This is a genomic window from Paenibacillus sp. NAIST15-1, assembly GCF_001894745.1.
GTDB classification, from domain to species: Bacteria; Bacillota; Bacilli; order Paenibacillales; family Paenibacillaceae; genus Paenibacillus_B; species Paenibacillus_B suaedae.
The window spans coordinates 19,922-35,223 of the sequence record NZ_BBYF01000013.1; the positions used below are offsets into that span (position 1 = coordinate 19,922).

Below are 15,302 nucleotides of genomic sequence, written 5' to 3' on the forward strand. Positions count from 1 at the left end.
TAACCTCGCAGCAGCTCCCTTGTGATTGGAGCCTTGCTAAACTCTCGTCAAGTAGACATCACTAAAGAAGCAGCCTTTAAGCAACCTTAGTTCGGTATTGAACCGGACTAAGGTTGTTTAGTCTCTTTGAAAAGCGCTCGTTGTTATAGAACTCTTAAAACCTCTATCATTTACGTATGGCTTATTGTCTTTTCCATATAAATGCTTACAATAGGTCTTGTACCATTTGCTATTTCGAGGAACATTTTGTCAACGAAATTCATCTAAGGAAAAATAAAAATGAAAATAACATTTCGAATTAGACTTCTATGATCGAGAACTCTGGAAAAGATGAAAATCGCCTAAAAACTATCTACGCTACGCATCGGGCAAGAAAGGTTGAAAGAGATGGAAAAAATCAAAGCTATAAAAACCGAATTGGGTGAAATTCATGGAAGAGACGCGATTTTCCTTGATGATATTCAATTCAATTATCAAAAGAAAGAAGTTACATTAATTGGCGAGATAAGCGGAGGATTATGTACAGAATCAGATGATGATGAATTTATTAAATACGAATTACTATTTAAGAAAGTTTATTACTTTAATATGGTCGAGTTAGATGTAAGTTTACAGATGTTTGATCATCCATATCATGAAAGTAGTAGCTTCGTAGAAATAGGTAATACAAAAATACTTAGAGATATAAAGAATGCAAGAGGTCTGGAGTTAAAGCAATATGTAATATATACATATGACGACGTTTTCGTTATCGCATGTCAAGAATTTGAATTACGTTTAAAGAAATAAAAGCAGGAAGCAACATTACACGAAAGATTGGGTATACGTTTTGTCGTAATATATGTTTGGCTAAGCACTTGGTTCGCAAATAGTATGAAGAAGATGAGATTTCCTGAGGAGGTATAGATCGATATGTCTGATCATTGGGATATTTATTTTTGTGAGATTGAAGGTAAGTTTGCATCAGTTGTATTGGATATGGATATCTGGAAGGAGATTGAGAAATCTGAGTATCCACATCCGATGGTTTTAAGAATACGAATCAAAAACCCTGGAGAAAGCGGTACTCCAATTAATGAAGAGGCTGAATTAATCAATGACCTAGAAGATAAAATCAATGATGAAAGTGCAGGTTTTGGATTCCATGTTGGCAGGGTGACTACTGATGGGATACGGGATGTATTTTATTATTTTTCTAAACCTTACGAGCTAGAAAAAGCAGCAGAGACATATTTCTTGGAACATGGATATGAGATAGAGGTTCTTCATCTTGAAGAGGAAAATCCTTGGGATTTTTATTTTGAGTACCTTTACCCCGACAAATATCAAATTCAACATATGGGGAATCGAAAAGTTGTCGATCAGTTACGAGAGTCAGGGGATACATTTGAAGATGTGAGACAGGTAGACCATTGGGTCTATTTTCAATCTATTGAAGATAAAGAGTATTTCGATGCTAAGGTTAAACTTTTGGGATTCGAAATCGATTCAGATGCTCCTAATGACGATAAAATTTATTCTCATATCTATCGTTCTGATTACGTCGACTTCCATTCGATAAATGAAGTTACGGATATTCTTGTTGATTTAGCAGGTGAATGTCATGGTGAATATGATGGATGGGGAACTACAGTAGTTAAGTAGATTTAGGAAGTGGAAATGAACGGTAGATATCATGTATATGTCAGATCAAATCTTTACAAATTGCCAGGGGGAAGGAATCGAAGATAAAGAAACAGAAGTTTAACATTTTTAAGAGAGATTAGAGAAGAGACAGGTTATGAAGCTGTTACGATGTATTATTAAGGAGAAGTAAGTAAATGAAACAGTTTGGTTGGTTTATAATAAATTTGATGATTCTCTCCATTATTATATATATATCTTCTATTTCATATGGGATCTATACTTCTGCTGAAATTGACATAGCAACGTTGGGTTTTGAGAAACACTATGAGGTATATCCAAAGAAAGATGCTTATTGGTTTTCGTTTCTTTTTGCAGTAGCGGGGATATTATGTATAATGCTATCCCAATTTCAAAGAGGCTCAGAGAAAAGTAAGATTTTGATTTCATTCTTAATAATCCTTATACACATCCTTTTTATTCTTAACACACTGCTATCTTTTGCGGTTAATGACGAATACCCGCCGCTAACCATTATGACAAGAGTTGCGAACATAATAAGTATAATAGTTATATTATTAGCAGGAATTGATTTAATAGGTAACTTTAATAAGGCAGCAGACAATAGAATAAGAAAAATGGAAGAGCTGACTTGAAAGATGCTAAAAGAGGACTGTAACTTCTAGAAGTCGGAGGAAGGGAAGAGAAAATTTATGAACTAGGCTGGAGTGTCCTGTCACAATATCAGGGGGTAAAGGGATAGCGGCACTTGCTGTTGCGGAAGCCGTTGTCTATGCCAGGGAAACAATGATGAACAAGTTTATTCATGCCGTTCCTTCCATTCTTAATCCAGCATCGAACGCGATTTTCCGATAGCTCAACTTTTCGGTCAGGAGTGAATGAGCTTTCGGAATATTCCCTTGGAAATAGCATGCGATGCAATGACTGGGTGACCGGCGATTAGAACCCCTTGGGACAGTATAAAAGGAACTTTTGGGTAGGAGTGATCTCGAACTTAACCATAAAGTATGTTTCATTATGATTGGACATGATGTGAAGGCGAGTAAGAAGCCGCATCTCTGCTATATGTACATAAAATAACTGCAAAAGCGAGTGCGGTGCTCGGAAATCACGAAATATGCATGAATAAGGACACACACCTCACTTTCATCTCCTCTAAAGAGTGGTATAATAGTGCGTCACTATGTGAGGTCAAGGGGATCCTTGGCACAATACACGAAGAAGAGATGATACGGTGAGTACAATTGTTCCCAGTATAAAGAGAAGAACGACCTTCCTGTTGAATAAATATTTCACAGGAGAAACGCTTGATTATAAGCAAATTATCGCGATTATTATTCCGATATTTGTGGATCAAGCTTTTATTATTTTGATGAGCTTACTGAATACGGCCATGATCAGCTCCTCGGGAGTAGCGGCGGTTAGTGCGGTCAGCATGGTGGATTCGTTGAACATCTTCTTGGTCAACGTGTTTGTAGCTGTGGCGACGGGGGGAACCGTCATCGTCGCACAGTATAAAGGCAGGGGCAATGCGGATATGGTTTCGAAATCAGCTGCTCAAGCCATATCGGCAGTTGCACTGCTGTCGATCTTGATCAGCGCGGTCGTTATTATTTTTCATAACCCCACACTAGACTTATTGTTCGGCCGTGCGGAAGCGGATGTGCTGGATAACGCAAGGATCTTTTTGATCGGGAGCTGCCTCACATACCCGTTCATCGCGATTTTCCAAGCTGTGACGGGGGCGTTGCGCGGCGTGGCAGAGACGAAGGCCTGCTTGGGTTTATCGTTCATTATGAACTTGACCTACCTGTTTCTGAATATATTATTTATTACGGTACTCGATATGGGCGTTGTAGGATTGATCATTGCCATGCTTACGGCTCGTGTGTTGGGGATGGTGATATCGTTAATTTATTTATTGAAAATAAATCAGACGCTGCAGTTTCGGATTCAGAATGCACTGAAGTTAGATTTTTCGATTTTGAAAAAAATTATGATTATCGGCGTTCCTTTTGCAGCGGAGCAGATGTTCTTTAACGGCGGGAAGCTGCTTACACAGACGTTTATCGTTCAGCTCGGTACGCTTGCGATCACGGTCAATGCCATAAGCGGCTCCATATCGCTTGTGTTCCAGATCGGAGCGAATGCCTTAAGCATCGCGATCGTCACGGTCGTAGGCCAATGCATCGGACGACGCAATATTGAGGATGCGAGGAAGTTTATCAAGTCTTTCCTGTGGCTGTCCTCCATCATATTCGTTATTGCGGCAGTGATTCTCATGCCTTTATTCCCTTGGATCGTGAGATTGTTCTCTCCTCCGGCAGAGATCATTCCGGAGATCTTTAAACTTACGGTGCTGATTGCGATTACCCAGCCATTCTTATGGTCGATCAGCTTTATTATGCCATCGGCTCTTCGTGCAGCGGGTGATTCCAACTTTACTTCGATTACTGCTATGCTCACGATGTGGTTGTTCCGTGTCATTCTGGGCTATGTACTCGGGATACCACTTGGCCTTGGTATCATGGGGGTATGGATTGCAATGGTCATAGAGTGGGGGATCCGCGGCTCCGTCTTCCTCTGGCGCTTCCGCGGGGAGAAGTGGTACAGCCGGAAGTTGATTTGATAGTTTCATGAGCCATTACGTTAGCTCTTAAACAAAGAGAAAAGACAGCGAAATCCTATTTAAGGAGGAGTCACGCTGTCTTTTTTTTGCTCTCGTACACTGGATGACTCCCGGAGAGGAAGGAACAGGAGGGCATTTTGCAGAATATTCTAAATGAAATGTATTTACATATGATAGTAGCAGCCCAGTCATACATCAGCAGTTTCGTTTATCCGCATTGTGCAGCCCCATCTATTGTGCAATTTTACACCCACCTGACAACCACTTCGTAATGTTCTAACCGTTTCATCACAACAAGTAATGAAAGGGAGGTTTCTATGGAACTGGAAGAAATCAAGCAAAACTTAAAGGAAACAAGAGACAAACTGTTCGGAATTCTGAAAGGATTAAATGGAGATCAATTAAACGAACGAAAAGATGAGGATAGTTGGAGTATTGGTCAGATATGTCAGCACCTTGCCAAGGTAGAAGAAATATATGTCGTAGCCATTAAGAGGGGGTTACAGAATACAGAAGAATCATCCGTAGAACACAAATCAATCGATTCTTTACTGGACAGAAAAATAAAGCTAGCGGCTCCGGACATTGTAAAGCCAACGGATGAACGTTACGAATATGAAGACATCATTGCAAAACTAAACAGTTCCAGACAACAGTTTGTTGAAATGCTAAACGCCTTAGAGGATCCATCGATACTGAGTAGAAGACATTTTGTTCACCCTGCCTTTAAAGAGATGTTATTGATTGATTGGGTGAAATCGACGTACCTACATGAAGAAAGGCACATTCAACAAATTCAAGACATAATAAATGGGGTTAGATAAAGACTGGCATGCGGAAGATGCGGTCATTTAATTCCGAACTATACAGGTGAAGTCAATTTACTAGCGAATAATAATTTCATACGAGCAACAGCCGGTAATTGAAAGCAACTTTACGCTTGCATTCGATTGCCGGCTTTTTTAGCTTTTCTCATAAAAAGGGGGATGTCCATGTACAAATTAATACTCGTTGATGATGAAGAAGATGTACGAGAAGGTGTGCTGCATGAAATGGACTGGGAGTCATTAGGGTTTACGGTCGTGGAGACGGCAGAGAATGGTCAAGAGGCAATGGAGTACATAGAAAGATTGCAGCCGGATATTGTGGTGACCGATATTCATATGCCTTTCATGAATGGATTGCAGCTCGCGGAGTGGATTCGTAGTCATGATCCTTCGATGAAAATCATGATATTAACAGGCTACGATGAGTTTGAATATGCGCAGAAGGCGATCAAGCTCCATATAGACGAATACGTGCTCAAGCCATTTTCCGCTGCGGAATTGCAAGCCGCACTGGTGAAGGTCAAGCAGCAGATGGATCAGGAGGTTGCGGAGAAGAACAATCTACTAACGCTACAGGATCATTATCGAAAGAGCTTACCTGTATTGCAGCATGTATTTTTATCTTCTCTCCTTACAGGCAAGTGTTCATTGGAGGATATTCATGAGAAATGCGAGCGTTATGAGATGGATTTATCGGGTTCCGCTTATTTGGTCTCTGCGATTCAAATGGATCATAGCAAGGAAGAGAAGAACCGTTATTTATTGCAATTTGCAATATGCAATATTGCTGAGGAGCTCGTGCTGAAGCATATGCCGGGACGGGTATTTATTCACCATGATCATGTCATTGTGTTAACGATGAGCGCAAGCCGAGAGGGAGATAGGATGAGTCAGGAGACGATCGGGATCGTAGAAGAAATTCTTCAGAGTGTCCATCGATTTCTCAAAATAACGGTAACGATTGGCGTGGGAACTGTCGTGAATGATTTGTCCGAGTTGGCATCTTCTTATCAGGAAGCGGTACAAGCACTGCATTATCGATTGATTCACGGAAATCATCGCGTCATCTGGATTGAAGATGTAGAGGCGAAGCGGGTGAATCCACTTGTATTCGACGACATGAAGGAGCAGGCCTTAATCCGCTGTATGAAGGTAGGGACGATAGAAGAAGCGCAAGCGATGATGGGCGAGTTTTTTGATGTCGTGGAATCCTGCACGGTTTCGCTGCAAGATTTTCAAATCTATTGGATCGAAATTTGGACAGCCATGATGAAAGTGGCGAAAGATATGGACGTCAACTTCGAGCAGTTCCTCGGGGGTGCCGTACATCCATTGATGGAAATCTATCATTGCAATAATGCGTCAGAGGCAAAGAATTGGATGCTTCATCAATGTATGAAAATTATGAATTGCATCGCCGTCGAGCGGCAGACTGGCTACAAGAAGCTGGTGGATGACGCAAAAGCGTATATGAAGCTTCATTATGCGGATCTGGATATTTCGATTCATACGGTGTGCAGGCATTTGCACATCAGCACAGGTTACTTCAGCCATATTTTTAAGAAGGAAGCCAAAACCACCTTCGTAAGCTACCTACTGGAGCTAAGAATGGAAGCGGCGAAGGAGCTGCTGCGGTCAACGGATCTCAAAGCGTTCGAGATCGGTGAGAAGGTAGGGTATGCGGATCCGAATTATTTCAGCTTCAGCTTCCGCAAGCGCTACGGATTGTCGCCCAAGGAATACCGCAATCGGGATCGAGGGTGAAGGTCGCATGATCAACGTCAGGAGCATTCAGTTTATTATCGCAAAAACATTTATTTTCATAACCGTTGCTGCGGTGTGTATGGTCAGCGTCATGCTGTATAACAAATTTTCCAGTACGGCAGAGACAAATGCGGACTTGAATATTCAGCAGGTCGTAGAGCAGGTCAATTATAATTTGGAGATATATGTGAACAACATTACAAGTATCTTCGACGTCGTTCAAGACCTGATTCGTAGGAGTCCTTCCGTGACGAATCCTATTTTAGTAGAGCAGCTGAAATCTATTATGAAAACAAGAGAAGATTTGATTTCGATCGCCTTGTTTACCAAGCAAGGAAAGCTGGTCTTCAACACTCCTCAACTGACCATGCGGAGCAATACACAATTAGAGCGGCAAAGCTGGTTCGAGGCCGCTATGGCGCGCCCAGATCAATTATCGTTCTCCTCGCCTCATATTCAGAATTTATTTAAAACCACTTACAAATGGGCCGTCTCCATCAGTAAGCAAGCTGGGTATCGTACAGGGCGGGGGCAGCCCGATCAGGGTGTGCTGGTTATCGATATGAACTTCAAGACGATCAACGAATTAAGCAAGCAAGTATCTTTTGGCAAGAGGGGCTATATCTATATTATCGATTCTTTCGGCAACATCGTCTACCATCCGCAGCAGCAACTGATTTATGCAGGGTTAAAGTATGAGAACTTAGAACGCGTCCTTACCTACGCATATGGAAGCTTCCAAGATAACAGCAATGACGAGAGCAAGCTGATTACCGTCAAAACGGTAAATCCGATCGGCTGGAAAGTTGTAGGCGTTGCCTACAAAGATGAGATCGTAACAACCAAGTCTGAACTAAATACCTTTATACTGTGGTTTCTCGTAATCGTCATTCTGATTGTTCTATTCGTGTCGATCGTTGTATCTGCGAGAATCTCACTGCCCATTCAGAATCTAGCTAAATCGGTAAAGAGCGCGGGGGAAGGGGATTTTACAGTACCGATCTCGACGATGGGCATCTATGAAGTGGATCAATTGTCCAGCCGGTTCAACATGATGCTTCGGCAAATTCGGCAGTTAATGGATCAGATTATTGTGGAGCAAGAGGCGAAGCGCAAGAGTGAGCTTGATGTGCTGCAAGCACAGATCAATCCACACTTCCTATACAACACCTTGAATTCGGTCATCCGGCTTGCGGAACGGGGAGAAACAAGGGAGGTCGTTACGGCAATTACATCTTTATCGCGATTTTTTCGGATTAGCTTGAGTAAAGGGAAGAACATCATCACCGTACAAGAAGAGATTGAACATGTCAGACATTACTTAATCATTCAGACCATCCGTTATAAACGCAAATTTCAATATGCAATAGATATCCAGGATGAGGCATTGGATTGCATGACCATGAAGCTTATTTTGCAGCCAATCGTCGAAAATGCGATCGTGCATGGGATTGAGATGATGCAGGAGGAAGGGATGATCACCATAACAGCCGCTATTGTAGAAGATAAGTTGATGCTGCAAGTAACGGATAACGGCTTAGGCATGAGTCCTCAGATTGTGAACAGTCTTCTAACGAAGAAGGTAAGAAGTGAAAGTGGGTCAGGCGTTGGCGTGAAAAATGTACATGATCGTATCCAGCTATGCTTCGGTCAAGGCTATGGACTGGAGTTCGAGAGCGAGCTGGAAGAAGGCACGACGGTCAAAATCTGGCTTCCCATTGTCCGGGATGAAAGGGAGGCAGAGTCGTGAATCGAAGAATGAATCTATTGTTAATCGTGATTTTGTCACTCTCCTTCTCGCTGTCGTCTTGTTCCATTCAGACCAATATGATGTCGGATAATATGCTCGCTATAGACCTAATCGTCAAGATGAATCAGGGCGATTACTGGAACACGCTGAAGAGCGGGGCTGAGGCTGCGGCCAAGGAATTCAATGTGAAGCTTCATTTTCTGGCTCCAAATCATGAAGATGATATTCCAGGTCAGATTGAATTAGTGAATCAATCCATTCAGAATCGTCCGGATGCCATCATTCTTGCGGCAAGTGATTATATGGGGTTAGCACAAGCGACCGATCGAATTGCCTATGAAAACATACCGATCATATCCATCGACTCAGAGGTTGGATCCGCACGTGTGAAGACGTATGTCGGTACGAACAATTATGAAGCAGGGCAGCTGGCCGCGAAGCGAATGATCGAATTGATTCATGAATCGGGTCAAATTGCGGTCATGAACTTTGTAGAGGCAGCCAAAAATGCGAATCAACGGGAAGAAGGGTTTCAAGATTATGTGGCCAGATTTCCGAATGTTCGTGTAGTGGATATTCAATATTCACAGTCCAATCAACGAAATGCGGAGGAGATTACACGCAGATGGCTCGCCCAATATCCAAGCCTGGACGGGATTGTTGCATTAAATGCAGAATCTTCAATCGGCGTAGGGCGTGAGGTTCAACGATCCGGCCATGGTGGAAGAGTGAAGGTGATCGCATTCGATAGTCCGCCTGAAACAATGGGGTTGTTGCAGGATGGAGTTGTTCAGGCGCTGGTCTTGCAGAATCCATTTAATAACGGATATCTCGCCGTGAAGTACGCCGTCGACATTATTGAGGGGCGGAACGTACCTGAAAGAATAGATACAGGCGTTAAGCTAATTGATCTGGACAATATGCTGTGGCCAGAAAACCAGAAGCTGTTGTTTCCGTTTGTAAAATAACTCAGTGCGCAAGGTGATGAGAATTTCGATAGAACTCAGGAGGATTTTCGATACCGGATCCCATGAGAATCCATCATAATGAAAGCGTATTCTTTTCTAGGGTATTCAGGAATGATGTTGAGGAGGTCTGGATCAAATGAAGAAAGTATCAGCTTTGATTCTGGTGAGTGCATTAATTGCGACAGTTGTTAGCGGCTGCGCAAACGGGAAAAGTTCAGGCGGTGACGGCGGCAGTGAGCCCCTAGTAGGTGTTGCGATTTATAAGTTCGACGATACGTTCATGACAGGCGTACGGAATGCGATTTCGGATTCAGCGAAAGGGATTGCCCAAGCCGATATCGTGGACAGTCAGAATTCACAGCCGACCCAAAACGATAAAGTGGATTTGTTCATCACGAAAGGGGTTAAAGCCTTGGTCGTTAACCCTGTTGACCGTACGGCAGCGGGTGTCATTATCGATAAGGCGATGGCCAAAGACATTCCGGTCGTATTCCTGAATCGCGAGCCGCTGCCGGAAGATATGAAGAAATGGGATAAAGTCTATTATGTCGGTGCGAAGGCGGAAGAATCCGGTACGATGTCCGGTCAGCTCATTGCGGATTATTGGAAGTCGCATCCAGATGCGGATAAGAACAAGGATGGCGTATTGCAATATGTCATGTTAAAAGGGGAGCCTGGTCATCAGGATGCTGAACTCCGTACGAAGTACTCGATCCAAGCGATCGAAGACGCGGGGATTAAAGTTGAGAAGCTGCAGGAAGATACCGGGATGTGGGATCGCGTAAAAGGTCAAGAGAAGATGGCGGCGTTCTTGGCTGCACATGGCGATAAGATTGAAGCCGTCTTTGCGAACAATGATGATATGGCCTTGGGCGCCATTGAGGCATTGAAGGCGAATGGCTATTTCAAGGATAACAAATTCATTCCTGTGGTAGGTGTAGATGCGACAGCACCGGCGCTGCAGGCATTGGAAGAAGGCACATTGCTTGGAACCGTTCTGAATGATGCAAAGAACCAAGGAAAGGCTGCGATCACGCTTGCAAGCGTGCTGGCGAAAGGCGAGAAGCCTTCGAAAGATAATGTTGGTTATGAGATCACGGATAATCATTATATCTGGATTTCTTATAAGAAAATTACGAAAGACAATATGGCTGACGCGAAGTAATGTGAACCGTTGAACTATTGGCTTCAAGTTGGGGAGGTAGAATGATTCGTTATTCGTACCTCCTCTTTTTACGAAGAGACTTAGGGGGCGAAAGGGATGGGACAGCATGAATTCGTGCTCGAAATGAACAACATTTCCAAGGAATTTCCCGGAGTTAAGGCGTTGGATCAAGTGACGCTGCAAGTGCGGCCTGGAACCGTACATGCACTGATGGGCGAAAATGGAGCGGGCAAATCAACGTTAATGAAATGCCTCTTCGGGATTTATACCCCTGATGAAGGCGAGATTATGGTGAATGGCGAAGCTGTGCAGATTCCGAACTCCAAAACGGCATTGAATATCGGGATATCGATGATTCATCAGGAGCTTCACCCTGTACCTTACCGAAATGTGATGGAGAATATTTGGCTGGGACGATTCCCGACGAGAGGGATTGGCCCTCTACGATTTATCGATCATAAGCGCATGGCGCGAGATACGCGTGATTTATTTAAACAGCTGGACATCGATTTGCATCCCGAGACGATGGTTCATACGTTATCGGTTTCTAAAATCCAATCCATCGAAATTGCCAAGGCTGTATCTTTTCATTCCCGAATCATTGTGATGGATGAACCGACGTCATCGCTTACTGATGTCGAGGTTGAGCAGCTGTTCCGAATCATTCGAGAATTGAAAAAAAATGGCGTCGCCATTATTTATATATCGCACAAAATGGAAGAAATCCTTCAGATATCAGATGAAGTGACGATTATGAGAGACGGGAAGAAAATCGGGACGTGGCCGGCATCCGAATTAACAACGGACCTGATTATTTCCCGTATGGTCGGACGAGATTTGACGAACCGATTCCCGCCACGGAACAACGTGCCTGGCGAGGTTGTAATGCGCGTTCAAGGGCTGACCTCGCCTCTACCGAAGTCCTTCAAGCAAGTGAGTTTCGACTTGCACCGTGGTGAAATCGTTGGGATCGGCGGATTGGTAGGCGCACAGCGCACCGAATTGATGGAAGCCTTATTCGGACTCCGGGACGTCCAATCGGGAACCATCTCGATTCAAGGCAAGGAGGTAAGGATCGACTCTCCCGTCATTGCGAAGAAACATGGTATGGCATTGTTAACGGAGGAACGACGCGTGACAGGCATTTTCCCGGTGTTATCGGTTCATGAGAATGCGGCAATCGCGAATTTGGATCACTATCGCAAGCCTTATTTCCTGTTAGACGGGAAAAAGAAGAAGGCGGAAGTAGATGCGATGGTTCAGAAATTGCGGACGAAAACACCATCTACGCGCGAGTTGATTATGAACTTATCTGGCGGTAATCAGCAAAAGGTGCTGTTTGCACGCTGGCTCCTGACGGAACCGGACATATTGCTGTTGGATGAGCCTACCCGCGGCATTGACGTTGGGGCTAAGTATGAAATTTACTCAATCATTGCTGAACTGGCCTTGCAGGGCAAGAGCATTATTATGATCTCTTCGGAAATGCCGGAGCTCATCGGGATGTCAGATCGCATTATGGTCATGTCCGAAGGGCGGTTGACCGGGATTTTGAGCGGGAAGGAAGCGACGGAAGAGGAAATTATGCGGCTAGCGGCGCAGCATTAAGCGGCAGAGAAAGGTGAGATCTACGATGAACGCGAAGCGAATTCAATCTTTTATTTCCCAAAATGTCATCTATTTGGTTCTGGCTGTTCTTATCATAGGAATTGCGATTTACGACCCTTCATTTATAGGATTAAATCCACTCCGGGATATCCTGAATCAGTCATCTACACGTGTCATTATTGCCCTTGGCGTTGCTTTTGTTCTCATTACAGGCGGTACGGACTTGTCAGCAGGTAGAATTGTGGGTTTATCCGCGGTCGTATCGGCGTCCATGCTGCAGACAACCGATTATGCACGCAGGTTTTTCCCCGATCTGGAGGAACTGCCGTTATTCGTGCCGATTCTACTAGCAGTCATTGTAGGCCTAATATTTGGACTCATTAACGGTATAATCGTCGCGAAGTTCAAGGTGCCTCCATTCATAGCGACTTTAGGTACGATGGTTGCAGTGTATGGCGTCAACTCCCTATACTTTGACACGGCTCCGAATCATTCGCAGCCGATCGGCGGCTTGCGGCCTGATTTTAAAGAATATTTCGGTACAGGAAGCATAGGATATGGCGGCGTATCCATTCCGATTATTGTGGTAATCGCAATCGTAGTTGCGTTTATCGTATGGGTTGTGTTCAACAAAACGAGATTGGGCAAGAACATGTATGCGATCGGCGGGAATCAGCAGGCAGCAAGGGTATCAGGCATTAACGTGGGCAAAAACCTTGTGTATATCTATGCCATTGCTGGCGCGCTGTATGGCCTGGCCGGGGTTCTCGAAGCGGCAAGAACCGGGGGAGCGACGAATAACTACGGGAATATGTACGAATTGGATGCGATTGCCGCCTGCGTTGTCGGTGGCGTGTCGACCACTGGGGGCATCGGAACGGTTCCTGGTGTAGTGACGGGAGTACTTATTTTTACCGTCATTAACTACGGTCTGACCTTCATCGGTGTAAGCCCGTATTGGCAGTTGATTATTAAAGGATCGATTATCGTAGCAGCTGTCGCCTTCGATATGCGGAAATATGCAGCTAAGAAATAAAGGATTTGATTAGGTTGAGGCCTTCCTTACGGAGATCCCTGCAAAACGAATACAGTTTGTGTAAAAAGCAGCGGCTGTCCCAAAAGTGTTCGCATGAAATGAGAACATCCCAATTCATGAACGAAAGAACCTCAAACTCCACCGCTAAGTTGAGGATGAGGTCCTTTGTGAAATTCAACTCTTAGTGGGGCTTGAAAATCGTAAAATGACTTCTGGGACAGCCACAATGTTTTTACTCCTTCTGTTTCAGTTGGCGGCTAATCAGAAGGGTGCTTAAATAATTATTCAAAGCACCGCGGGGAAATCCCCAGCAGTCTATTCATGAGACCTTCGTTACGCCAATAACGATGGCCTTTTTTTTATTTGTAGTTATTTCTTACTCTTATGATACATATTGGTATATTCACATATATATAGATAAGTCGATATAGCTCAATAGACACTAATATATGCAAGTTATATCAAGATCACACCACAAATATACATAATTTCAATTAGATTAGCATTACATAGCCTCCTCTTTGGACATCTAAATTAAAGTCAAAAGATCACTATATAAAGTAATCATTGTCTACTATTTCCTTCCTTTAGCGCATCATATAATAAAGGCAGAGGAGCAACTATCAAACAAAAGGAGACTATTAAAATGAAAAAAGTAACGATGGGCTTATTAAGTGTCGTGCTTTTGTTTTCGGTAGCAAGTTCTGCATTGGCTGCTCCATCAGTAAGCAGTCAAGGTAACATCAGCGCTATGAGAGCAGAATGTCCTTCTGCTGGCGCAGTGCAACCTATTGAAGTAGGAGTAAAATGGTTAATACCTACGAAAGGCGCAAGCTACTCGATTGCTTCTAAAGAGAATATTGAAATTGTTAATGGTCGTTATGTGCTTGCCCACGAACGAGGAAATGCAGACGTAAAAGTTTTTGACAAAAACGATAGATGTATTGCTCGCTATTATATAGCTGCGAGCAACTAATCAAATGGTGCTCCTCTAATTGAAGCAAGGAATGGACTGTAACCTGTAACCGTACTTGTAACCCTAATAAATGGGTCATAGAAAGGTGAAAACCACCAATTCTATGACCCATTTTAAAAATAATGCCTTATTATCTTATCTAGCCAGTAAGCCTTCGTCTCGTGCTTTTTTAACGGCCTCTTCGCGATTTTTAACACCCATTTTTGCAATCACTGTAGTGCAATTGCGTACCGTTCCTTCAGAAAGAAAGATTTTCTCCGCGATTGTTTTCATGTGAAGACCCTCTACTAACGAGGCCAATATGCCTCTTTCTCGTATATCATCCCATAAGGACACTCGCGTCCTTGCTTTGACGAAATCCATTCAAATCATATGCAAACGCAGAGTTTATCTAAGGCTACCCGGCAGATACTGCATATTCCGGTAAGGATAATTTGGCAGAATGAAAAAGGAGAACATATTACCTGTCGTACCGCTAAACCCCGTCGTTCACGAGGGAGGCCAGCGTCGGGAAGGATTTGAATATAACAAGGACGCCAATTTCTTCGTCTGTCCGGCCGGTGAGCAAAGTAAGCGCAAGGCGGTTCAAGGTAGCAAGACCAGTGGAGATAGTCGCTCTCTTGTGTATTACTTTGACGTCGAGAAGTGCAAGACGTGTCCGATGCATGAAGGATGTCACAAGCCAGGCTCCAAGAGCAAAACTTACTCGATTCGAATCATCGCCGAACATTTCAAGGAACAGATCGAGTTCGAATTAAGCGACACGTTCAAAGAACGAATCAAACGCAGACCGATCATTGAACATAAAAATGCAGAAATGAAAAGATCCCATGGTATGGACACTGAACTATGACCCGAGAGATGGACATTTTAAAAAAAGTGCCTCTCTCGGGTTCTTTACGTTTATGATTGAATTTATTTATTGAGAATGGAGT

At 43.5% G+C, this 15,302-nt stretch carries 13 protein-coding genes and 2 pseudogenes; 13 read left to right on the forward strand and 2 right to left on the reverse strand.

Going from position 1 to position 15,302, the window contains the following annotated elements:
• Positions 1 to 76: 76 nt before the first annotated feature.
• Positions 77 to 154, reverse strand: a pseudogene (locus tag PBN151_RS32570) (IS3 family transposase); the annotation flags it as partial.
• A 233-nt stretch (positions 155 to 387) separates the two neighbouring features.
• Between PBN151_RS32570 and PBN151_RS22365 the strand changes: the two are divergent.
• The 12 genes from PBN151_RS22365 (at position 388) to PBN151_RS22420 (ending at position 14,367) form a co-directional block, all read left to right on the forward strand.
• Positions 388 to 789, forward strand: a complete 402-nt coding sequence (locus PBN151_RS22365) for a hypothetical protein (protein ID WP_072730752.1) — start codon at positions 388 to 390, stop codon at positions 787 to 789.
• 123 nt (positions 790 to 912) lie between these two features.
• The gene (locus PBN151_RS22370; RefSeq protein WP_072730753.1) at positions 913 to 1,644 is read left to right on the forward strand and encodes a DUF695 domain-containing protein; all 732 of its coding nucleotides are present in this window, start codon (positions 913 to 915) and stop codon (positions 1,642 to 1,644) included.
• A 176-nt stretch (positions 1,645 to 1,820) separates the two neighbouring features.
• Positions 1,821 to 2,279: a hypothetical protein gene (locus tag PBN151_RS22375; RefSeq protein ID WP_072730754.1), complete on the forward strand. Its 459-nt coding sequence runs from the start codon at positions 1,821 to 1,823 to the stop codon at positions 2,277 to 2,279.
• 599 nt (positions 2,280 to 2,878) lie between these two features.
• Entirely contained in the window at positions 2,879 to 4,273 is a 1,395-nt protein-coding gene (locus PBN151_RS22380; RefSeq protein WP_072730755.1) for an MATE family efflux transporter, read from the forward strand.
• A gap of 317 nt (positions 4,274 to 4,590) precedes the next feature.
• On the forward strand, positions 4,591 to 5,097 hold the full coding sequence (locus tag PBN151_RS22385) for a DinB family protein (RefSeq protein ID WP_072730756.1): 507 nt from the start codon (positions 4,591 to 4,593) through the stop codon (positions 5,095 to 5,097).
• Positions 5,098 to 5,265: 168 nt separating this feature from the next.
• A complete protein-coding gene (locus tag PBN151_RS22390; RefSeq protein WP_072730757.1) occupies positions 5,266 to 6,864 on the forward strand; it encodes a response regulator in 1,599 nt (532 codons plus the stop codon).
• Between the two features lie 7 nt (positions 6,865 to 6,871).
• A complete protein-coding gene (locus PBN151_RS22395) occupies positions 6,872 to 8,614 on the forward strand; it encodes a sensor histidine kinase (protein WP_072730758.1) in 1,743 nt (580 codons plus the stop codon).
• Positions 8,611 to 9,582, forward strand: a complete 972-nt coding sequence (locus PBN151_RS22400; RefSeq protein WP_227774958.1) for a substrate-binding domain-containing protein — start codon at positions 8,611 to 8,613, stop codon at positions 9,580 to 9,582. Before PBN151_RS22395 ends, PBN151_RS22400 begins: the two co-directional genes overlap by 4 nt.
• A gap of 136 nt (positions 9,583 to 9,718) precedes the next feature.
• Positions 9,719 to 10,747, forward strand: a complete 1,029-nt coding sequence (locus PBN151_RS22405; RefSeq protein ID WP_072730759.1) for a galactose ABC transporter substrate-binding protein — start codon at positions 9,719 to 9,721, stop codon at positions 10,745 to 10,747.
• A gap of 96 nt (positions 10,748 to 10,843) precedes the next feature.
• Positions 10,844 to 12,355, forward strand: a complete 1,512-nt coding sequence (locus PBN151_RS22410) for a sugar ABC transporter ATP-binding protein (protein WP_072730760.1) — start codon at positions 10,844 to 10,846, stop codon at positions 12,353 to 12,355.
• Positions 12,356 to 12,380: 25 nt separating this feature from the next.
• Positions 12,381 to 13,391: a galactose/methyl galactoside ABC transporter permease MglC gene (gene mglC, locus PBN151_RS22415; protein ID WP_072730761.1), complete on the forward strand. Its 1,011-nt coding sequence runs from the start codon at positions 12,381 to 12,383 to the stop codon at positions 13,389 to 13,391.
• A 646-nt stretch (positions 13,392 to 14,037) separates the two neighbouring features.
• Positions 14,038 to 14,367, forward strand: coding sequence for a BLB8/JUQZ-1 family protein (locus PBN151_RS22420; protein ID WP_072730762.1), 330 nt, complete (start codon positions 14,038 to 14,040; stop codon positions 14,365 to 14,367).
• 135 nt (positions 14,368 to 14,502) lie between these two features.
• Here the strand turns inward: PBN151_RS22420 and PBN151_RS32350 are convergent, their stop codons facing one another.
• Entirely contained in the window at positions 14,503 to 14,640 is a 138-nt protein-coding gene (locus tag PBN151_RS32350; protein WP_265332123.1) for a LuxR C-terminal-related transcriptional regulator, read from the reverse strand.
• A gap of 131 nt (positions 14,641 to 14,771) precedes the next feature.
• Here PBN151_RS32350 and PBN151_RS22430 point away from each other — a divergent pair.
• Positions 14,772 to 15,205: pseudogene (locus tag PBN151_RS22430) on the forward strand (transposase); the annotation flags it as partial.
• Positions 15,206 to 15,302 lie beyond the last annotated feature (97 nt).

Coding starts and splice junctions, on each gene's coding strand:
- PBN151_RS22365 (WP_072730752.1), top strand. CDS start 388: ATGGAAAAAATCAAAGCTATAAAAACCGAATTGGGTGAAATTCATGGA.
- PBN151_RS22370 (WP_072730753.1), top strand. CDS start 913: ATGTCTGATCATTGGGATATTTATTTTTGTGAGATTGAAGGTAAGTTT.
- PBN151_RS22375 (WP_072730754.1), top strand. CDS start 1,821: ATGAAACAGTTTGGTTGGTTTATAATAAATTTGATGATTCTCTCCATT.
- PBN151_RS22385 (WP_072730756.1), top strand. CDS start 4,591: ATGGAACTGGAAGAAATCAAGCAAAACTTAAAGGAAACAAGAGACAAA.
- PBN151_RS22390 (WP_072730757.1), top strand. CDS start 5,266: ATGTACAAATTAATACTCGTTGATGATGAAGAAGATGTACGAGAAGGT.
- PBN151_RS22395 (WP_072730758.1), top strand. CDS start 6,872: ATGATCAACGTCAGGAGCATTCAGTTTATTATCGCAAAAACATTTATT.
- PBN151_RS22405 (WP_072730759.1), top strand. CDS start 9,719: ATGAAGAAAGTATCAGCTTTGATTCTGGTGAGTGCATTAATTGCGACA.
- PBN151_RS22410 (WP_072730760.1), top strand. CDS start 10,844: ATGGGACAGCATGAATTCGTGCTCGAAATGAACAACATTTCCAAGGAA.
- mglC (WP_072730761.1), top strand. CDS start 12,381: ATGAACGCGAAGCGAATTCAATCTTTTATTTCCCAAAATGTCATCTAT.
- PBN151_RS22420 (WP_072730762.1), top strand. CDS start 14,038: ATGAAAAAAGTAACGATGGGCTTATTAAGTGTCGTGCTTTTGTTTTCG.
- PBN151_RS32350 (WP_265332123.1), bottom strand. CDS start 14,640: ATGAAAACAATCGCGGAGAAAATCTTTCTTTCTGAAGGAACGGTACGC.